Below are 19,194 nucleotides of genomic sequence, written 5' to 3'. Positions count from 1 at the left end.
ACTACGGTCGTTCCACGTGCGCGCCGAGGTCGGCGAGCTTGGCCTCGAAGTCCTCGTAGCCCCGGTTGATCAGGTCGACGCCGTAGACCCGGGAGGTGCCCTCGGCGGCCAGCGCGGCGATCAGGTGGCTGAAGCCCGCCCGCAGGTCGGGAATGACCAGGTCGGCGGCGTGCAACTTGCTCGGGCCGGCGATCACCGCGGAGTGCTTGAAGTTGCGTCGGCCGAAGCGGCACGGGGTGCCGCCCAGGCAGTCGCGGTAGACCTGGATGTTCGCGCCCATCGAGTTCAGCGCCTCGGTGTAGCCGAGTCGCTGCTCGTAGACCGTCTCGTGGACGATGGACAGGCCGCGAGCCTGGGTCAGGGCGACCACCAGCGGTTGCTGCCAGTCGGTCATGAACCCCGGGTGCACGTCGGTCTCCAGCGCGGTGGCCTGGAGTTCGCCGCCCGGGTGCCAGAAGCGGATGCCGCCCTCCTGCCCCGGCTGTCCCAGCCGAGGGGGACGGGTGTCGGTCACCTCGTACTCGCCGCCGACCGAACGGAAGACGTTCAGGAAGGTCATCATGTCGGCCTGCTCGGCGCCGAGCACCTCGACGTGACCCCGGGTGGCAAGTGCCGCAGCCGCCCAGCTCGCCGCCTCGATCCGGTCCGGGATCGGCCGGTGGGTGTAGCCGTGCAGTTTCGGGACGCCCTGGATCTCGATCACCCGGTCGGTGTGCACCTTGATGATCGCGCCCATCTTCTGCAGGACGCAGATCAGATCGACGATCTCCGGCTCCACTGCCGCGTTGCGCAGCTCGGTGACGCCCTCGGCCATCACCGCGGTCAGCAGCACCTGCTCGGTCGCGCCCACACTCGGGTAGGGCAGCGCGAACTTGGTGCCGTGCAGCCCGTTCGGTGCGGACAGGTGCAGCCCTTCGGGGGTCTTCTCGACGGTGGCACCGAACTCCCGCAGCGCCTGCAGGTGGAAGTCGATCGGCCGGGGCCCGATGTGGCAGCCGCCCAGGTCCGGAATGAAGGCGTGCCCGAGGCGGTGCAGCAGTGGCCCGCAGAACAGGATCGGGATCCGGCTGGAGCCGGCGTGCACGTTGATCTGGTCGGTGCTGGCGCTCTCCACGTTGGCCGGGTCGAAGACCAGCTCGCCATCCTCGTCGCCGTCGGTGACCTTGACACCGTGCAGCCCGAGCAGACCCCGGACGACCTCGACATCGCGGATCTTCGGCACGTCGAACAGCCGGCTCGGACTGTCGCCGAGCAGGGCGGCGACCATCGCCTTGGAGACCAGGTTCTTCGCGCCGCGCACGCGGATCCGCCCTTGCAGCGGCGTGCCTCCGTGTACGACCAGGATGTCGTCGGTCAACGCAACCTCCAGCGCGTGCGTGCTGCCGTTTCGATGGATGGACACCACCGGTTCGCTACCCGGGGCGCGACCGCGCGCAAACGCCCGCGCCCGCATGTGTCGTCGCCCGGCAGCATAGCCCTCCGTGATGAGAATGGATCCGGTCACACCGCCTCGGAGGGCATTTATCGGTGATCCGGCACTTTCGCGTACACCGGGTGTTACTGAGCGTGATGCCCGGTCGAGGTCAGGCGCCGGGCAGCGCGAGCATCTGGTCCAGCGCCACCCGCGCGTGGTGCGCGGTGTCGGCGTCAACCGTGATCCGGTTGACCACCCGCCCGGCGACCAGCTCCTCGAGCGCCCAGACCAGGTGCGGCAGATCGATGCGGTTCATCGTCGAGCAGTAGCAGACCGCCCGGTCCAGGAACATGATCTGCTTGTCGGGGTGGGCCAGCGCCAGCCGGCGGACCAGGTTCAGCTCGGTCCCGACGGCCCAGGCGGAGCCGGCCGGGGCGGCCTCGATGGTCCTGATGATGTACTCCGTCGACCCGACCAGGTCGGCCGCCCGCACCACCTCGTGCCGGCACTCGGGGTGCACCAGCACGGTCACCCCGGGCACCCGCTGCCGGACGTCGTTGACGCTGTCGAGGGTGAACCGGCCGTGCACCGAGCAGTGCCCGCGCCAGAGGATCATCTTCGCCTCGCGCAGCTGCTCGGCGGTGAGCCCGCCGCCCGGCTTGTGCGGGTCGTACAGCACGCAGTCGTCGAGGGAGAAGCCCATCTCCAGCACGGCGGTGTTGCGGCCCAGGTGCTGGTCGGGCAGGAAGAGCACCTTCTCGCCCTGCTGGTACGCCCACTCCAGGGCCCGCTTCGCGTTCGACGAGGTGCAGACCACCCCACCGTTGCGCCCGACGAAGCCCTTGATGTCCGCCGAGGAGTTCATGTAGGTGACCGGGACGGTGTGCTGCGCCAGGCCCAGCTCGGTGAGCACGTCCCAGGCGTTCTCGACCTGTGGCAGCGCGGCCATGTCCGCCATCGAGCAGCCGGCGGCCAGGTCGGGCAGTACCACCTGCTGCGCGTCCGAGGTGAGGATGTCCGCGCTCTCGGCCATGAAGTGCACGCCGCAGAAGACGATGAACTCGGCCTGCGGCCGGGCCGCGGCCTCGCGGGCCAGCTTGAACGAGTCGCCGGTCACGTCGGCGAACTGGATCACCTCGTCGCGCTGGTAGTGGTGGCCCAGCACGAAGACCCGGTCACCGAGGGCGGCCTTGGCCGCCGTCGCGCGGGCCACCAGGTCGGGATCGCTCGGTGCCGGCAGGTCACCCGGACACTCCACGCCACGTTCGGTGGCGGGGTCGCTGCCGCGGCCGAGGAGCAGCAGCGCAGTGGCGGTGTTGGAGGGCTCAACCCAGGTCGACGTCACGCCCTCCATGGTCCCACAGCACGACCGCCCTGCCGCCCGTGCCGGTGTGGGCTGCCACACTGCCAGGCATGCGCGTACTGCTCTGCCCGGACAAGTTCGCCGGTACGCTCCCGGCCCCGCAGGTCGCCGCCGCCGTGGCGGAGGGCTGGCGGGAGGTGGCACCCGGCGACGACCTGCTGGTCAGGCCGTTGGCCGACGGAGGGCCGGGCTTCCTCGACGTGCTCGCCGAGGCGCTGCCCGGCCAGCGGGTGCCGGTGCCGACGACAGATCCACTGGGCCGCCCGGTCACCGGTGAGATGCTGCTCACCGACGGGGGCGCGGTCGCCTGGCTGGAGAGCGCGCAGGCCTGCGGGCTGCACCTGCTCTCCGCCGCCGAGCGCGACCCGCTGGCCACCACGTCGTACGGCCTGGGTCTGTTGATCGCCGCCGCGGTGGAGGCCGGCGCACGCACGGTGGTGGTCGGGCTCGGCGGCTCGGCGACGAACGACGGTGGCGCGGGAATGTTCACCGCCCTGGGCGCGGTGGTGTTGGACGGCACCGGCGCGGCCCTGCCGTACGGCGGTGCGGCGCTGACCGCGGCGGCGAAACTCGACGGGACGCCCCGGTTGCGGGACGCCCGGCTGATCGCGGCGACCGACGTCGACAACCCGCTGCTCGGGCTGCACGGCGCGAGCAACGTCTTCGGCCCGCAGAAGGGCGCCGACCGGGCCGACGTGCTGCTGCTCGATGCCGCGCTCGGGCGCTGGGCCGAGGTGCTGGAGCGGGACCTGCCCGGCTGCCCCAGTGGGCTGGGCGCACTGCCCGGTGGTGGGGCCGCCGGCGGTGTCGGTGCCGGGCTGCTCGCCCTGGGCGGGCGGTGCGAGTCCGGCATCGGGCTGGTCAGCCGGGCCGTCGAACTGGACACCGTGCTCGACGAGGTCGATCTGGTGGTCACCGGGGAGGGCCGATTCGACCATCAGTCGCTGCGCGGCAAGGTGGTGGCCGGAGTGGCCGGGGCCGCGCGCGACCGGGGCGTACCCTGTGTCGTGCTCGCCGGGCAGGTCAGCACCGGGCGGCGGGAGGCGGCGTCGGTCGGGGTGACCGACGCGTACAGCCTGGTGGAGCACTTCGGCGGTGAGGAGCGCGGCGGGTTGGCCGCCGCGCTGGAGCGCCCGGCGCAGGGGCTGCGTGAGCTCGGCGCCCGGCTGGCCCGGCAGTGGAGCCGCTGACCCGGTTCGCGCCGAGTGCCTGGTCACGCCGCCGGGTGCCGCGGCCACCGGCGGCCTACAATCAGAAACTGGACCACTGTGGGAATCGCTGACCGGCGGCTGACGTTGGCCAGGGGAGGACCACACCGACGCGCCGCAGGGAGAATTCCACGTGACCACGCCAGCGCAGACCGAGTCGACCGAGGCCAAGGCCCCCACGTCCGTCGTCCTCACCGACGTCGCGGCGCAGAAGGTCAAGGCCCTGATCGAGCAGGAGGGCCGCGACGACCTGCGACTCCGGGTCGCCGTGCAGCCGGGCGGCTGCTCCGGCCTGCGGTACCAGCTCTTCTTCGACGAGCGTTCGCTCGACGGTGACATCGTCACCGACTACGACGGTGTCGAGGTCGTCGTCGACCGGATGAGCGCCCCCTACCTGGCCGGCGCCACCATCGACTTCGCCGACCGGATCGACGCCCAGGGCTTCACGATCGACAACCCCAACGCGGGCAACTCCTGCGCCTGCGGAGACTCCTTCAGCTGAGCCCCGGTTTCGCCACGCGGACGGCGGTACGGCCTCACGGCCGTACCGCCGTCCGCGTCTCCGCTTCCGGCCGCCGCGCCCAACGGCGTTGATCAAGAAGTTCTGGTCGCGACACGCGCAGCGGCGCGGCCAGAACTTCTTGATCATCTGTGCGGGGTGGGGTCGGTGGGTGGGGCGGGCGGGATGGCGTCGGGTGGTCGCTCGGGGGATCGCGGTGCCGGTAGGCTGACCGGGCTCCGCCGCCGAATCCGAGGGTTGCCATGAAGATCGCCGTGACCGGCTCGATCGCCACCGACCATCTGATGAGCTTCCCCGGTCGGTTCGCCGACCAGCTCATCGCCGACCAGCTGCACAAGGTCTCGCTCTCCTTCCTGGTGGACGATCTGGTGCTGCGCCGGGGCGGGGTGGCGGCCAACATCGCGTTCGGCATGGGTCAGCTCGGTCTCCAACCGGTGCTGCTCGGCGCCGTCGGTGCCGACTTCGCCGACTACCGGTCCTGGTTGGAGCGGCACGGCGTGGACTGCGACTCGGTGCACGTCAGCGAGATCGCGCACACCGCCCGCTTCGTGTGCACCACCGACACCGACATGTGCCAGATCGCCTCGTTCTACGCCGGGGCGATGAGCGAGGCCCGCAACATCGAGCTGCACCCGGTCGCCCGGCGTCTCGGCGGGCTGGACCTGGTGCTGGTCGGCGCCAACGACCCGGAGGCGATGCTGCGCCACTCCGCCGAGTGCCGTGAGCGTGGCTACCCGTTCGCCGCCGACCCGTCGCAGCAGCTCGCCCGGATGCCCGGCGAGGACGTGGTGGCCCTGATCGACGGTGCCGACTACCTGATGACCAACGACTACGAGAAGTCGCTGTTGCAGAGCAAGGCCGGCCTCTCCGACGCGCAGCTGCTGGACCGGGTGAAGATCCGGGTCACCACGCTGGGCAAGCACGGGGTGGAGATCGCTGGGCGGGAGATCGAGACGATTCACGTGCCGATCGCCCGGGAGACCCAGGCGGTCGATCCGACCGGCGTCGGCGACGGCTTCCGCGCCGGCTTCTTCACCGCGCTGTCCTGGGGGGTCGGGCTGGAGCGGGCCGCGCAGGTGGGCTCGCTGCTCGCCACGCTGGTGCTGGAAACCGTCGGCACCCAGGAGTACCAGGTGCGCCGGGACGCCTTCGTCAAGCGCCTCGCCGAGTCCTACGGCGACCACGCCGCCGACGAGATCCGCCCCCACCTGCTCAGCTGACTGCCCACCGGCCGTGACCCGGCTGCGCTGTCAGCTCGACACCCACACCACTGCCGTGCCGGTCGGTCAACGGGAGCGGCGCACGTCGTAGCCGGGTCCGGGGGCGTCGCCCAGAAACTCCTGCTGGCGCATGCGGCACCAGGCCGGGATGTCGACCGCCGCCGCCGGATCGTCGGCGAGCACCCGGACCACCGAGCCCACCGGCAGCTCCGGCAGCCGGCGGGCCAGGGCGATCACCGGTAGCGGGCAGCGCTGGCCGAGGCAGTCGAGCACCTCGTCGGGCTGGTCGTCGGGGATGGTCACAGCCCCACCACCCCCGCCTGTTCCCGCAGGTCGGCGACGATGCCGGGCAGCTCGGTGAGGAAACGCTCCACGTCGGCCTCGGTGCTGCCAGGGTGCAGCGAGACCCGGACGTTGCCGTGCGAGAGCACCCCCATCGCCTCGAGCACGTGCGACGGACGCAGGGTGGACGAGGTGCAGGACGAGCCCGACGAGACGGCGAAACCCCGCCGGTCCAGCGCGTGCAGCAGCGCCTCCCCGTCGACGTACAGGCAGGAGAAGGTGACCAGATGCGGTAGCCGGCGCTCGGGATCGCCGACCACCTCCACGTCCGGCACCTCGGCCGCCACCCGGGCCCGGATCCGGTCCACCAGCGCGGACAGCCGCGCCGCCTGGGCCGCCGCGTCGGCCGCCACCGCCCGCAGGCTCGCCGCCGCCGCGACCACCGCCGGTAGGTTGAGCGTGCCCGGCGTACGCCCCGATTCCCGCTCGTCGGTCGGCCAGGGCGACTCCCAGCGGGTGCCCTTGCGCACCACGAGCAGTCCCACGCCGGGTGGACCGCCCCATTTGCGGGCGCTCGCGGTCAACACCGACCAGCCGGGCGGCACCGGCACCCGGCCCACCACCTGCGCGGCGTCGACGTAGAGCGGCACGCCGACCCGGGCGCAGGCCGCGGCGGCGGCCTCCACCGGCTGCACGGTGCCCACCTCGTGACTGGCCGCGATCAGCGCGGCCGACGCCACCTCGGCCCCGGCGACCGCCGTCGACCAGGCATCCAGGTCCAGCCGGCCGAGGCGGTCGACCGGCACCTCGACGGCCGTGCCGCCGCCGGCGACGTGCTGCTCGGCGGCGTGCAGCACGGCCGAGTGTTCGATCGCCGAGTGCACCAGCACCCGGCCGGCCCGCCGGCGTCCCCGCAGGCCACCGAGGACGGCGGCGTGCGCGGCGGTGGTGCCGTTGGCGGTGAAGGACAGCTCGTCGGGGCGTACGCCGAGCGTCTCGGCCGTGGCCTCGCGCGCGGCGTCGAGCAACTGACGCGCGCGGCGGGCCGGCGAGTAGAGCCGGTCCGGGTCGGCCCAGCCGTCGTCGAGCGCGGCCAGCAGCGCCTGCCGGGCGACCGGATGCAGCGGCGCGGCGGTGGCCGCGTCCAGGTAGACGGGGGAGGCAGTCACGTCTGCCCACGCTAGCGCCCCGGTCGGCACCCGATCCCCCGTCGGGTGCGGACAACGACCCCAACCGGGTCCAGCCCGTCATGGTCGAGTAATCTGCGACCGTCGGTGACGCCTTTGCCGCCGGTGCGGCGGCTCCGCTCGGCGGAGCCGGCCGAAACGAGGACACCGCGGCGCGCTAGGGAGGCAGGACCAGGTGGTCGCAAGGAGTTCGGAGGTACGGCCGACGGCCGTACGGCACAGCGCATCCTCGCGAGCCGGTGGGCGGCGGGGGCGGCGTGCCGGGCGTCTCGCCGGGCTCGGATTCAGTGGGGCGGCGCTGCTGGTCCTGCTCACGGGCTGTGACGTCGGAGCGGCGTTCGGCGGCTTCGGCTGGCCGCAGGGCGGCATCACTCCCGAGGCCCGACGGATGTACGACCTGTGGATCGCCTCGTGCGTCGCGGCGCTCGCGGTCGGCTTCTTCGTCTGGGGCCTGATCTTCTGGTGCATCGTGCGCTACCGCAAGCGCGGCAACGAACTGCCGGTGCAGACCCGCTACAACCTGCCGATGGAGTTCCTCTACACCATCGCGCCGGTGCTGATCGTCTCGGTGCTCTTCTACTACACCGCCGTGGTGCAGACCGACGTGGTGAAGACCACCAACAACCCCGACGTGACCGTCGAGGTGGTGGCCTTCAAGTGGAACTGGCAGTTCAACTACCGCGACGGCCAGGGCGTCGACGCCGAGACCACCGCGTCGGTGCTCGGCACCAGCGAGGTCATCCCGATCCTGGTGCTGCCGACCGACCGGTCCATCCGGTTCGAGGAGACCAGCCGCGACGTCATCCACTCCTTCTGGGTGCCGGAGATGCTGTTCAAGCGGGACGTCTTCCCCGGCAGCATCCGTAACGTGTTCGAGGTCTCCTCGCTGGAGACCGAGGGGGCCTACGTGGGGCGCTGCGCCGAGCTGTGCGGCAGCTACCACGCCTTCATGAACTTCGAGCTGCGGGTCGTCTCGCCGGAGAACTTCGACCGCTTCCTCGCCGCCAAGCAGGGCGGCGCCTCGACCCAGGAGGCGTTGACCTCCATCGGCGAGGAGCCGTACGCGGTCACCACGAGGCCGTTCGAGACGCGGCGTGACGAGAGCAACTTCAACCCGGACACCGCTCCGGCCGGCACGGGAAGCTGAGGCAACCGGCATGAAGACCGAGTGGCGTATCTTCCTGATCATCGCCGGGTTCCTGCTCTTCGCGACCGTCCTCTACGGCGGCTGGACGTGGGCCGACTCGGACGGTCGGGTCGAGTGGATCGGCACCGTGGCCCTGCTGCTGTCGTTCCTGCTCTGCGCGATGTGCGGCGGCTTCTTCTGGTTCGTCTCCCGCCGCATCGACCTGCGCCCGGAGGACCGCCCGGACGCCGAGATCGCCGACGGAGCGGGTGAGATCGGCTTCTTCAGCCCGGGCAGCTACTGGCCGTTCGGCCTGGCCCTGGCCGCCGCGATCGCCGGCCTGGGCCTGGTGTTCTGGCAGTTCTGGCTGCTCGGCCTCGGTGCGGTGGCCGTGATCCTGGCCGCCTGCGGCCTGCTGTTCGAGTACTACAGCGGCACTCGGCGTACCGCCGAGCACTGAGCCTCGCAACGCGACAGGGCCCGCCCCCACCGGGGCGGGCCCTGTCGTCGTGGAGTGGGCGGGGTTGGTTCAGGCGGCGCGGTGGTGGACGGCCGCCCGGCGGCGGGTCGACCGGCGCGGTGCGGTGCTGACGAACATCATGATCGCCGCGCCGCAGCCGGCGCAGGCCCGTTCGGGGCAGTCGGCGCCGTGGCCGTCGACACAGGGCGGTGCCTCGAACGGCTGGATGCTGCCGCAGATGTCGCAGTGAAGCTCGCGCTCCGACACGGACCTCTCCTTTCGCTCGGGGCGGCCGATCGTCGGACATCGCCGGAACTACTCGGTTGTAGTTTCCCACGACCCTCCGACGTGCCGCGCCGCGCGGCACGGGCGAGGTCAGGCGGTGCGGGCGACCTCGATCCAGCGGTCGAGGGTGTGGGCGGCCGCGCCGGAGTCGATCGACTCGGCGGCCCGGCCCAGACCGGCGCGGAGCGCCTCGGTCAGGTCGCCGTCCAGCGGACCCTGGGTGGCCAGCGCCGCCGCCGCGTTGACCAGGACGGCGTCGCGCACCGGCCCCGGCTCGCCGGCGAGCAGGCGTCGGGCCACGTCGGCGTTGTGGGCCGCGTCGCCGCCACGCAGTTCAGCGAGGGTGGCCCGGGGTACGCCGAGGTCGACCGCGTCCACCACGGTCTCCCTGACGGCCCCGTTCTGGGCGATCCAGAACCGGGTCGCGGCGGCGGTGGTGAACTCGTCCAGCCCGTCCTCGCCGCGCATCACCAGCACCGAGTCGCCCCGGGCCGCGAAGACGGCCGCCATCACCGGCGCCATCGTCGCGTCGAAGCAGCCGACGGCTCCGGAGCGGGGGCGGCCGGGATTGGTCAGCGGGCCGAGGAAGTTGAACGCGGTCGGCACCCCCAGCTCCCGGCGGACCGGACCGGCGTGGCGCATGCCGGGGTGGAACCGGGCGGCGAAGCAGAAGCCGATGCCGGCCTCGGCGACGCACCGGGCCACCTGCTCGGGCCCGAGATCAAGTGGGATGCCGAGGAACTCCAGCAGATCGGCGGTGCCGCAGGAGGACGAGGCGGCCCGGTTGCCGTGCTTGACCACGCGTACGCCGGCCCCGGCCACGACCAGCGCCGTCATCGTGGAGATGTTCACCGTGTGGGCGAGGTCGCCACCGGTGCCGACCACGTCGAGCGCCTCGGCGCGTACCTCCTCGGGCAGCTCGACCGGGACGGCCCGGCTCAGCATCGCCTCGACCAGCCCGGTCACCTCGGCCGGGGTCTCGCCCTTGGCCCGCAGCGCGACGGCGAAGCCGGCGATCTGGGCCGGCGCGGCCGACCCGGACATGATCTCGCCCATCGCCCAGGCGGTGTCGGCGGCGGACAGTTCCTCGCCACGCAGCAGCGCGGTGAGCAGGTGTGGCCAGGTCCGATCGCCCATGGCGGGCCTCCCGAGCAGACGGTTACGGGTGGGACGGGACCGGCGCCGGCTCGCCCGGCGCCGTGGCGGTGCCGGAGTGGGACGTCAGGCGGGTGCGCTCGTGCGCAGCAGCTCGGTCACCGTGGCGGCGGTGGTGACCGGGTCGAGCGGGTGCACCAGGGTGGCGTCGACCTCGGCGAAGGACGCCAGCCAGCGGTCGGCGGCGCGGGCGATCACCACGCAGGTCGGCGGGGCGTCGTCGCGGTCGTCCTTGATCTGCCGGGCGATGCCGATGCCGCCGCCGGGGGTGGCCTCACCGTCGAGCAGCATCAGGTCGATCTCGTAGTCGTCGACCAGTCGGATGCACTCGGCGTAGCTGGACGCCTCGACGAACTCGACTCGCAGGTCGGCCGCGGGTCGGGTGCCGACGGCGAGCCGCATCCGGTCCCGTACCTGCGGGTCGTCGCTGTAGAGCAGGACGGTGCACAGACGGTCACTCATGCCGACACTCCGCTTCGCCTCGTGCCGTCCTGAGGTGCCATCGCACCGAGCGTGACCCGCTCGCTGTGCTCGCTCATGGCTCCCAACGGCTCCCACTTCCTAGCTGCGTGGCCGATCGTACCGGCCGGTGTGGTGCCCGTGACACGCCGCCCCGGCCGGTCCGCCGGGCTGGTCTCAGGCGGTGGACTCCGCCCGTCGGCGGGCCTCCTGGCGGTCCAGCTCGCGGTCGATCCGGCGGGCCTCCCGCTCGGCCTGCCGCATCCACTGCACGACCAGGACCGCGAGCATCGTCACGCTGACGAACTCGCCGCCGGCCCACAGGATGCCGCCGGCGAGCACCTGGTCCTCCCAGGGGTCGGCCCAGCTCAGCCCGAGCGAGGGGTACCAGTCGCCGCCGAAGAGGGTGGTGCTCTGCATGATGGTCAGCCCGAGCACGGTGTGGAACGGCACCGACAGCAGCATCAGCAGCGCCCGCCCGGGGTACGGCCAGCGTCCGGGCAGCGGATCCAGCCCGAGCAGCGGCCAGAAGAAGACGCAGCCGGTCATGATGAAGTGCGCGTGCACCAGTTCGTGCGCCCAGGCGTGTTCGAGCGTGTAGCGGTACAGATCGGTGAAGTAGAGCGCGAACGGGTTCACCACGAAGATGGCGAACGCCACCAGCGGGAAGGTGTAGATCCGGGCGATCCGACTGTGCACCACCGCGAGCAGCCGCTTGCGGGGGCCGGAAGGCAGGGTGCGCAGAGCCAGGGTCACCGGCGCGCCCAGGGCCAGGAAGATCGGCGCGACCATGGACAGCACCATGTGCTGCACCATGTGCACCGACAGCAGCGTGGTGTCGTACGTCTCCAGCCCGCTGACCGTCACCGAGGCGATGCCGCCGAGGCCGGGGCCGAGGAAGAAGATGGTCCGGGTGATCGGCCAGCGGTCCCCACGCAGCCGCAGCCGGTACACCCCGTAGAGGTAGAGGCCGGCCGCGAGGACCAGGCCGACGGCGAGCCAGCTGTCCAGCCGCGCCTCGGTGAACACGGCGGTGATGGAGAACGGCGGCACAGTGGCCGGGGCCGCCAGACTCCCGGCGCTCGTCGTCACCTCGGTGACGGCCGAGCCGGTCGCGGCCGTGGTGAGCAGCGGCGCGGTCGCGGCGGCCAGGGAGATCGGATCGACGTGCAGCACACCAATCAGCCTAGGTCAGGCGAACCGGACGGTACCGATCGGGCCACTACCGACCCGGGTTTCACCCCCCGCTGATCGCCGGCCGTGGTGAACGGCAATAATGACCGCGTGACTGCGGCCCCAGCCATTGACAAGAGCCGGATCCACTCTCTGACGCGGCCGAACATGGTCAGCGTCGGGACGATCGTCTGGCTCTCCAGCGAACTCATGTTCTTCGCGGCGCTGTTCGCGATGTACTTCTCCATCCGCGCGGCGGCACCGGAGCAGTGGGCGGAGCACACCGAGGTCCTCAACATCCCGTACGCGACCACCTTCACGGTGATCCTGGTGTTGTCCTCGGTGACCTGCCAGCTCGGCGTGTTCGCCGCCGAGAAGGGTGACGTCCACGCGCTGCGGCGCTGGTTCACGATCACCTTCGTGATGGGCCTGATCTTCGTGCTCGGCCAGCTCAACGAGTACCGCGAGCTGGTGCACCACGGCGTCAAAATCAACAGCGACGGCTACGGGTCGATGTTCTACCTGACCACCGGCTTCCACGGCTTGCACGTCACCGGTGGTCTGATCGCCTTCGTGATCTTCATGATCCGCACCACCATGGGCCGGTTCACCCCGGCTCAGGCCACCTCGGCGATCGTGGTGTCGTACTACTGGCACTTCGTCGACGTCGTGTGGATCGCGCTTTACGCCATGATCTACTGGCTTCAGTGATCTTGGCGCGCACCAGCCGCCTTGCCGCTGCTCCACCCCCCGCAACACAAGGTCCAACCGGTTAAGGACACAGGTCATGACTTCTCACAACGACCGCCGACGCGGTCTGTTCGCGCGGCTGCGCGGGCGGCCCGGGGCGCCCAGCAGGGGCCGCCGCCGGCTGGGTGCTGCGGTCCGGCTGGTCGCCGCGCTGATGCTGGCCGGCGGCGCCTACACCGTGCTCGCCCCCGGCGCCGCCGCCCAGGAGAACCCGCCGCTGAGCAGCGCCGCCGCCGACGGCAAGGCGCTGTTCGACGTGAGCTGTGTGAGCTGCCACGGTCGCAACGCGCAGGGAGTCGAGGGGCGCGGGCCGAGCCTCATCGGCGTCGGTGCCGCCTCGGTGGAGTTCCAGGTGAGCACGGGTCGGATGCCGATGGCGCGGCAGGAGGCCCAGGCGGCGCGCAAGCCCGAGGTGTTCACCCGCGACGAGATCGACCAGCTCGCGGCGTACGTCCAGGAACTCGGCGGTGGCCCGGTGGTGCCGGCCGGCGACAACCTGCACGCCGACGGCAACGTCGCGATCGGCGGCGAGCTCTACCGGATCAACTGCTCGCAGTGTCACGCGTTCAGCGGTGGCGGCGGTGCCCTCTCCTCCGGCAAGTACGCGCCGAGCCTGCGGCCGGCCACCGACCGGCAGATCTATGCGGCGATGCTCAGCGGTCCGCAGAACATGCCGGTCTTCGGTGACAACCAGATCACGCCGGAGCAGAAGGCGGACATCATCGCCTACATCCAGCAGACGCTGAAGGACGACGGCGACCCGGGCGGCCTGTTCAACCTCGGCCGGTACGGACCCTCCACCGAGGGGGTGGCGATCTTCCTCGTCGGTATCGTCGCGCTGGTCTTCGCCAGCCTGTGGATCGCGGGCAAGTCGTGAGCGGGGGGACCATGAGCAGCCAGACCGGGCAGCCGACGCTGCCGGGCGGGGAACCGCTCGACGTGAACGACCCCCGGCTCAGCCGGTTCGACATCGTCCGGGAAGGCGCTCGGCGCGACGACATCGAGATCGTCCACTACGAGCCGCAGGTGGCCCCGGGCACCAAGGCCGAACGGCGACTGGTCCGCACGGTCGCGGGCTTCTTCCTGCTGACCGGGCTGGCGGCGACGGCCTTCCTGGCGATCTACATCTGGTGGCCCTGGGAGTACGAGCCGGGTCGCGGCGGCGACAAGCTCTACACCCCGCTGCTCGGCGTCACCCTCGGCGTCGCCCTGCTCGGCATCGGCTTCGGCATCCTCACCTGGGGCAAGAAGCTGCTGCCCAAGGAGGTGTCGATCCAGGATCGGCACGAGGGTGCCCCGCCCGCCGAGGACCAGCGGATCACCGGCGAGACCATGGCGTACATGGCCGACGAGCTGGGCGTGAAGCGTCGGCCGCTGCTCGGCGTCTCGCTGCTGGCCGGTCTGCTGCCCGTCGGTGCCGTCGCCGCCGCGCCGCTGGTCGGCGGGCTGATCTCCGACCCGCACAAGGACGACCAGATGTTGACCACCGGGTTCGCCCCCCGGGACGGTCAGAAGATCCGCCTGGTCCGCGAGGACGGTCGGCCGATCCGGCCGGCCGACATCAGCGCCGGTGGTCAGATCACCGTCTTCCCGGGCGTGGAGCACGGGGTGAGCAACCGGTACGCCGACTCGCCCACCCTGCTGATCCACCTGCGCGAGGACGACGCCGTGGAATCGCGGCGCAACAACGAGCGGGCCGGACACGGTGGCTACATGTGGGGCAACTACGCCGCCTACTCGAAGGTCTGCACGCACGCCGGCTGCCCGGCGAGCCTGTACGAGCAGCAGACCAACCGGCTGCTCTGCCCGTGCCACCAGTCACAGTTCCTGATCACCGACAACGCCAAGCCGATCTTCGGTCCGGCCAGCCGGCGGTTGCCTCAACTGCCCATCGAGGTGGACGCTGAGGGTTACTTCGTGGCGACGTCCGACTACACCGAGGCTGTCGGGCCCGACTTCTGGGAGCGGCCGTGAAGCGGCGAAAGTTTGACGTGGCAGCGGTGCCGGGCAATACCGCCCGAGCGGTCGACGACCGCTTCCAGGTGGCGACCCCGCTGCGCCGACTGCTCAACAAGGTCTTTCCGGACCACTGGTCCTTCCTGCTCGGCGAGATCGCGCTCTTCTCGTTCATCGTCCTGCTGCTGACCGGGGTCTTCCTGACCTTCTTCTTCGAGCCGGCGATGACGGAGGTCATCTACAACGGCAGCTACGCCCCGCTGCGGGGCACGCCGATGTCGGCCGCGTACGCCTCGACGCTGGACATCTCCTTCGACGTCCGCGGCGGCCTGATCATGCGCCAGATGCACCACTGGGCGGCGCTGCTGTTCATGGCCGCGATCGTGGTGCACATGCTGCGGGTCTTCTTCACCGGCGCGTTCCGCAAGCCGCGGGAGACCAACTGGATCATCGGCTCGCTGCTGTTCTGGGTCGGCTTCCTGGCCGGCTTCACCGGTTACTCGCTGCCGGACGACGGTCTGTCCGGCACCGGCCTGCGGATCGCCTCGGCGATCATGCTGTCCATCCCGGTGATCGGTTCCTGGGTGACCGCGGCGGTCTTCAACGGCGAGTTCCCCGGCACGATCATCATCAGCCGGTTCTTCATCGCCCACGTGCTGCTCATCCCGGGTCTGCTTGTCGCGTTGATCACCGTCCACCTGGGCCTGGTGTTCAAGCAGAAGCACACCCAGTGGCCGGGGCCGGGCCGGACCAACGGCAACGTGGTCGGCGAGCGGATGTTCCCGCGCTACGCGATCAAGCAGGGCGGCTTCTTCATGGTCGTCTTCGGCGTGATCGCGCTGATGGGCGGTCTGTTCCAGATCAACCCGGTCTGGCTGTTCGGTCCGTACGAGGCGTGGGTGGTCTCGGCCGCCAGCCAGCCCGACTGGTACGTCATGTTCCTCGACGGCTCGACCCGGTTGATGCCCGACTGGGAGATCACCATACCCATCGGTGAGGGTTACGTGATCCCGCCGCTGTTCTGGCCGACAGTGGTGCTACCCGGCATCCTGGTGGCGATATCCCTGCTCTATCCCTTCATGGAGGCCCGCCACCTGAAGGACTACCGCAGCCACAACCTGCTCCAGCGTCCCCGCGACGTCCCGTTCCGCACCGGCCTGGGCGTCATGGCCCTCACGTTCTACGTGATCCTGACCCTGTCGGGCGCGAACGACGTCATCGCCGACAAGTTCCAGATCAGCCTGAACGCGATGACCTGGGCCGGCCGGATCGGTCTGCTGCTGCTGCCGCCGCTGGCCTACTACGTCACCTACCGGATCTGTCTCGGCCTGCAACAGCACGACCGGGAGGTCCTCGCGCACGGCGTGGAGACCGGCATCATCCGGCGGCTGCCGGACGGGCGGTTCGTCGAGGTGCACCAGCCGCTCGGCGGGGGCGACGGGCACGGCGAGCTGGATTACGCCGGTTGGGTGGTACCGAAGAAGATGAACCGGCTCGGTGCCCTCGGCCCGGCCATCCGGGGCTTCTTCTACCCGATCGAGCGGCCGGCCGAGGCACCGGTCTCGCCGGGGCACCCCCCGGTCGAGCCGCGGCCGGAGCGGGAGGAGATCACCAGCGGGGACACCCGCCCCTGATCCGTCGCAACGTGACGTGGCGCCCGTCGGACCTGCTCCGGCGGGCGCCACGCCCGTTTCACCGCATCCGGACGTCGTCACCGCTTCCCCGCCGTCGCGGATCGCAGGAATAACCCCGGTCAGCCGGGTATCCGTGCGGTCCAACGTCTCAACGGGGAGGAAGCATGTTGGGTATCAAACGCCTCGGCCTGCTGGCCGCGCTGGTGCTGGTGGGGGTCGCACCCGCCGCGGCGGCGCAGGCGGCGGCGCAGCCGTCGGAACAGGACACCCAGTACCTACAGGCGGTCCACCAGGTCAACCTGTACGAGATCGCCGCCGGTGAACTGGCCCAGGAGAAGGGCCAGAACCAGCAGGTCAAGGAGCTGGGGCAGCAGTTCGTCACGGACCACACCGAACTGGACCAGTCGGTGCAGGAGCTGGCCGGACAGCTGAACGTCGACCTGCCGAGCGAACCCACCACGGAACAGCAGGCCGGTCTCGACCAGCTCAACAACGCCAGCGGTGAGGAGTTCGACCGGCTCTGGGTGACCCAGGAACTGGCCGGCCACGTCCAGGCCATCCAGGCGACCCAGACGGAGATCTCGCAGGGCACCGAGCCGCAGGTGGTCCAGCTCGCGCAGACCGCGCTGCCGGTCCTGCAGGCGCACTACGACGCCCTGGTGATGCTGGCCGAGGAACTCGGCATCCCGGTCCCGGAGACCAGCCCGAGCGGCACGGCCAGCCCGGGTGGCACCGTCCCGGCTCCGGGCGGCACCACGCCGACCCCGGGTGAGACCTTCACCGAGGAGGCGCCGGTCCCCGGTGGCACCGTCACCGAGACCCCGGTGCCGCAGCAGAGCTGACCCGGCGGTACGAGCCGAGCCGGTCCACCCCGGTTGGGGTGGGCCGGCTCAGTCGGTGCTGCCCAGCCCGATGGCGAAGGCTTCCTCCAGGTCGTGCCGGGAGTACGCGCGGAAGGCGATGTGCGACTCGGTGTTGAGCACGCCGGGCACCTTCGAGATGCTGCCCGCGATGATCTGGGCGATCTCCTCGAACTCGCGGACCCGGACCATGGCGATCAGGTCGACGTGCCCGGCCACCGAGTAGACCTCGCTCACCCCCGGCAGGTTGGCCAGTGCCTCGGCCACCTCGGGGATCGAGTCGGTGGCGCAGTCGATCAGCACGATCGCGGTGATCACTGGAGGGTTCTCCGTTCGTCGGCTTCGCAGCCCATGCTAGTCGTGCGGTGCCGATGCGGTGCGCTGTGGCGATCCGTCGCTCCATCGGGGACGACAACTCTCGGTGACTAGTACGTAGAGTGACGGTGGTTCCTGTCCGACGCCACCCGACCAGTCTCCTATGCCGACGCTTTGCTCTGCTTCAACCGACGCAATGGCCGTCTTGCAGCGGCGACATCAACACGACGTTGCCATGATCGCTGCCGCCGGTTTGCGGAGGGTGACTTTTGCGTATGGTGAAGCAGAGCAAAGGCGGCGGGGGAGAAGGGGGCGACCGGCCTGATCCTTACCCACGGTGACGTCCGGTGGTTGATCTGCCGGATCAGGCCGCCGGGACGGTCAGGTCGGCGTCGACACGGATCACGTCGCGCAGGTCCTCGTCGCTGTCGACGAGGGCGTCCGGCCAGATCACGCAGCGGGTGACCGTTCCCCTGACGGTGGCGCCCGCGCCGACGACGGACCGGCGACTGTGACCGGTGACGGTGGCCGTCGGATCGATCAGGCAGCCGTCGCCCGCGGCGTGCAGGTTCGCGGCGAGGTAGTCGGCCGGGGTGCCCGTGTCGATGAAGGTGCCCCGGTAGCCGACCACGGTCAGCCGGCCGGCGGCCTCGGCCGGACGCCACACCGCGCGTACCAGGTCGCCGAAGGTGGCGGGCAGGTCGCGGACCAGCCGCCACGGCAACAGGGAGAAACCGGTGAAGACGTGCCCGTCGAAGGTGCCCGGCGCTTTCGGGTCGGCGGCCGGCTGCCCGAGCAGGCGCACCGACTCGCCGTCCCAGCCGGCCAGCAGCGCGGCGATGTCGGGGCCGGGTGGGGTCGCCGGGTCGGACAGGTAGGCGTCGGCGTTGCCGACCAGCACGCCGCGGCCGTCGATCCAGTCCCGCAGCCGCCCCACGCCGCCCGCGGTGCCGAGCGGGCTGCCCGGCTCCACCGACAGGTGCGCCCGCGCACCCACCCGCCGCACCACCTGGTCGCCCAGGTAGCAGGCGTTCACCGCGACCGAGGCCGGGCCGGTCAGGCCGAGACCGGCGAGCCGGGCCAGCGCCCGGTCCAGCAGCGGCACGTTGCCCACCGGGCAGAGCGCCTTGGGTACCCGTTCGGTGAGTGGACGCAGCCGGGTGCCCTCGCCGGCGGCGAGCACCACCGCGCAGATGCCGTCAGCGGGCGCGGTGGGCCGACTGTCGCCTGCCGCGCCCTCGGGCCGGGTCACGGCGTCGTGTCGGGCAGCGGCGGCGGGAACTGCCCGGCCAGCGGACCGATGTCGTAGTAGGCCAGCAGGCGGGCGGTCGGCCAGGTCAGCTTCGGCAGGTCGTCCAGCGGATGCCAGGCGGCCTCGAAGACCTCGGCACCGTCGACGGTCAGCTCGGTGCGCGAGGCCGGCACCTCGGCGGTGAACACCACGTCCACCCATCCCTTGGCGTGCACGATGGCGTTGGGTGCCGCCGGGGTGAGTCGGGCCGGGGAGAGCCGGACCCCGGTCTCCTCGTACAACTCACGGGCGGCGCCGACCGCCGGGTTCTCGCCGCGTTGCAGCAAGCCCGCCGGCAGGGTCCACCCCCGGCCCGGCGGCTGCCGCAGCAGCAGCAACCGGCCCGCGCCCGACGCCTCACTGTCGCGGAGCAGGGTGACGGCACCGACGATGTACTTCGGCACGGCCATCCGGACCAGCCGGCGTCGGACCGGCAGCGGCAGCCGGTAGAAGACCTGGTACGCGACGGCGCGACCGGTGCGGCGGGTACGGGGGATCATGACTCCAGGCTAGTGGCCGTGCGGCTCGCCCGCGCC

General features: G+C 71.3%; 21 protein-coding genes. 10 read left to right on the top strand and 11 right to left on the bottom strand.

Annotated features, from left to right (window positions below; genetic code table 11):
- Position 1: 1 nt before the first annotated feature.
- Together murA and nadA are read right to left on the bottom strand one after the other, a co-directional pair.
- A complete protein-coding gene (gene murA / locus O7597_RS02610; protein WP_348650813.1) occupies positions 2–1,357 on the bottom strand; it encodes a UDP-N-acetylglucosamine 1-carboxyvinyltransferase in 1,356 nt (451 codons plus the stop codon).
- 226 nt (positions 1,358–1,583) lie between these two features.
- Positions 1,584–2,759, bottom strand: coding sequence for a quinolinate synthase NadA (nadA, locus tag O7597_RS02605; RefSeq protein WP_281581911.1), 1,176 nt, complete (start codon positions 2,757–2,759; stop codon positions 1,584–1,586).
- Positions 2,760–2,827: 68 nt separating this feature from the next.
- Between nadA and O7597_RS02600 the strand changes: the two genes are divergently transcribed.
- The 3 genes from O7597_RS02600 (at position 2,828) to O7597_RS02590 (ending at position 5,725) form a co-directional block, all read left to right on the top strand.
- Complete coding sequence (locus tag O7597_RS02600) at positions 2,828–3,967, top strand: glycerate kinase (RefSeq protein ID WP_269737548.1); 1,140 nt, start codon at positions 2,828–2,830, stop codon at positions 3,965–3,967.
- A 151-nt stretch (positions 3,968–4,118) separates the two neighbouring features.
- A complete protein-coding gene (gene erpA / locus O7597_RS02595) occupies positions 4,119–4,487 on the top strand; it encodes an iron-sulfur cluster insertion protein ErpA (protein WP_093401225.1) in 369 nt (122 codons plus the stop codon).
- Between the two features lie 260 nt (positions 4,488–4,747).
- Positions 4,748–5,725: a carbohydrate kinase family protein gene (locus tag O7597_RS02590; protein WP_269737547.1), complete on the top strand. Its 978-nt coding sequence runs from the start codon at positions 4,748–4,750 to the stop codon at positions 5,723–5,725.
- 66 nt (positions 5,726–5,791) lie between these two features.
- Here O7597_RS02590 and O7597_RS02585 read toward each other — a convergent pair whose 3' ends face one another.
- Together O7597_RS02585 and O7597_RS02580 are read right to left on the bottom strand one after the other, a co-directional pair.
- Positions 5,792–6,022 (bottom strand): sulfurtransferase TusA family protein, encoded by a 231-nt coding sequence (locus tag O7597_RS02585; protein ID WP_269738668.1) that lies wholly within the window; start codon positions 6,020–6,022, stop codon positions 5,792–5,794.
- A gap of 2 nt (positions 6,023–6,024) precedes the next feature.
- Entirely contained in the window at positions 6,025–7,176 is a 1,152-nt protein-coding gene (locus O7597_RS02580; RefSeq protein WP_269737546.1) for an aminotransferase class V-fold PLP-dependent enzyme, read from the bottom strand.
- 193 nt (positions 7,177–7,369) lie between these two features.
- Between O7597_RS02580 and coxB the strand changes: the two genes are divergently transcribed.
- Complete coding sequence (gene coxB / locus O7597_RS02575; protein ID WP_269737545.1) at positions 7,370–8,341, top strand: cytochrome c oxidase subunit II; 972 nt, start codon at positions 7,370–7,372, stop codon at positions 8,339–8,341.
- A gap of 10 nt (positions 8,342–8,351) precedes the next feature.
- Complete coding sequence (locus O7597_RS02570) at positions 8,352–8,780, top strand: cytochrome c oxidase subunit 4 (protein WP_269737544.1); 429 nt, start codon at positions 8,352–8,354, stop codon at positions 8,778–8,780.
- A gap of 69 nt (positions 8,781–8,849) precedes the next feature.
- Here O7597_RS02570 and O7597_RS02565 read toward each other — a convergent pair whose 3' ends face one another.
- From O7597_RS02565 to O7597_RS02550, 4 genes are all read right to left on the bottom strand, one after another.
- Positions 8,850–9,047 (bottom strand): hypothetical protein, encoded by a 198-nt coding sequence (locus O7597_RS02565; RefSeq protein WP_269737543.1) that lies wholly within the window; start codon positions 9,045–9,047, stop codon positions 8,850–8,852.
- Positions 9,048–9,155: 108 nt separating this feature from the next.
- Complete coding sequence (gene trpD, locus O7597_RS02560) at positions 9,156–10,202, bottom strand: anthranilate phosphoribosyltransferase (RefSeq protein ID WP_281581910.1); 1,047 nt, start codon at positions 10,200–10,202, stop codon at positions 9,156–9,158.
- Between the two features lie 84 nt (positions 10,203–10,286).
- Positions 10,287–10,682 carry a hypothetical protein gene (locus O7597_RS02555; protein ID WP_269737541.1) on the bottom strand — a complete coding sequence of 132 codons (396 nt, stop codon included), beginning with the start codon at positions 10,680–10,682 and terminating at the stop codon, positions 10,287–10,289.
- Positions 10,683–10,856: 174 nt separating this feature from the next.
- Positions 10,857–11,771, bottom strand: a complete 915-nt coding sequence (locus O7597_RS02550) for a cytochrome c oxidase assembly protein (protein ID WP_281583361.1) — start codon at positions 11,769–11,771, stop codon at positions 10,857–10,859.
- A 192-nt stretch (positions 11,772–11,963) separates the two neighbouring features.
- On the opposite strand from O7597_RS02550, the gene O7597_RS02545 reads away from it, so the two are divergent.
- From O7597_RS02545 to O7597_RS02525, 5 genes are all read left to right on the top strand, one after another.
- Positions 11,964–12,563 carry a heme-copper oxidase subunit III gene (locus O7597_RS02545; protein WP_164449244.1) on the top strand — a complete coding sequence of 200 codons (600 nt, stop codon included), beginning with the start codon at positions 11,964–11,966 and terminating at the stop codon, positions 12,561–12,563.
- A gap of 76 nt (positions 12,564–12,639) precedes the next feature.
- Positions 12,640–13,479, top strand: coding sequence for a cytochrome c (locus O7597_RS02540; protein ID WP_269737539.1), 840 nt, complete (start codon positions 12,640–12,642; stop codon positions 13,477–13,479).
- A gap of 11 nt (positions 13,480–13,490) precedes the next feature.
- Positions 13,491–14,576, top strand: coding sequence for a Rieske 2Fe-2S domain-containing protein (locus O7597_RS02535; RefSeq protein WP_269737538.1), 1,086 nt, complete (start codon positions 13,491–13,493; stop codon positions 14,574–14,576).
- Positions 14,573–16,192 carry a ubiquinol-cytochrome c reductase cytochrome b subunit gene (locus O7597_RS02530; RefSeq protein WP_281581909.1) on the top strand — a complete coding sequence of 540 codons (1,620 nt, stop codon included), beginning with the start codon at positions 14,573–14,575 and terminating at the stop codon, positions 16,190–16,192. Before O7597_RS02535 ends, O7597_RS02530 begins: the two co-directional genes overlap by 4 nt.
- A gap of 164 nt (positions 16,193–16,356) precedes the next feature.
- Positions 16,357–17,034, top strand: a complete 678-nt coding sequence (locus tag O7597_RS02525; protein WP_269737536.1) for a DUF4142 domain-containing protein — start codon at positions 16,357–16,359, stop codon at positions 17,032–17,034.
- A 48-nt stretch (positions 17,035–17,082) separates the two neighbouring features.
- On the opposite strand, the gene O7597_RS02520 is transcribed toward O7597_RS02525, so the two are convergent.
- The 3 genes from O7597_RS02520 to O7597_RS02510 form a co-directional block, all read right to left on the bottom strand.
- On the bottom strand, positions 17,083–17,370 hold the full coding sequence (locus O7597_RS02520; protein WP_269737535.1) for an Lrp/AsnC ligand binding domain-containing protein: 288 nt from the start codon (positions 17,368–17,370) through the stop codon (positions 17,083–17,085).
- 361 nt (positions 17,371–17,731) lie between these two features.
- Entirely contained in the window at positions 17,732–18,562 is an 831-nt protein-coding gene (locus tag O7597_RS02515; protein ID WP_332317112.1) for a sugar phosphate nucleotidyltransferase, read from the bottom strand.
- A gap of 53 nt (positions 18,563–18,615) precedes the next feature.
- Positions 18,616–19,158, bottom strand: coding sequence for an NUDIX domain-containing protein (locus O7597_RS02510; protein WP_269737533.1), 543 nt, complete (start codon positions 19,156–19,158; stop codon positions 18,616–18,618).
- Positions 19,159–19,194 lie beyond the last annotated feature (36 nt).

The sequence above is a fragment of the Verrucosispora sp. WMMC514 genome (genome assembly GCF_027497295.1).
Taxonomy (GTDB): Bacteria; Actinomycetota; Actinomycetes; order Mycobacteriales; family Micromonosporaceae; genus Micromonospora; species Micromonospora palythoicola.
The sequence above is the reverse complement of the archived record's forward strand: the minus strand, read 5'-3'. Positions and strand labels throughout refer to the sequence as shown.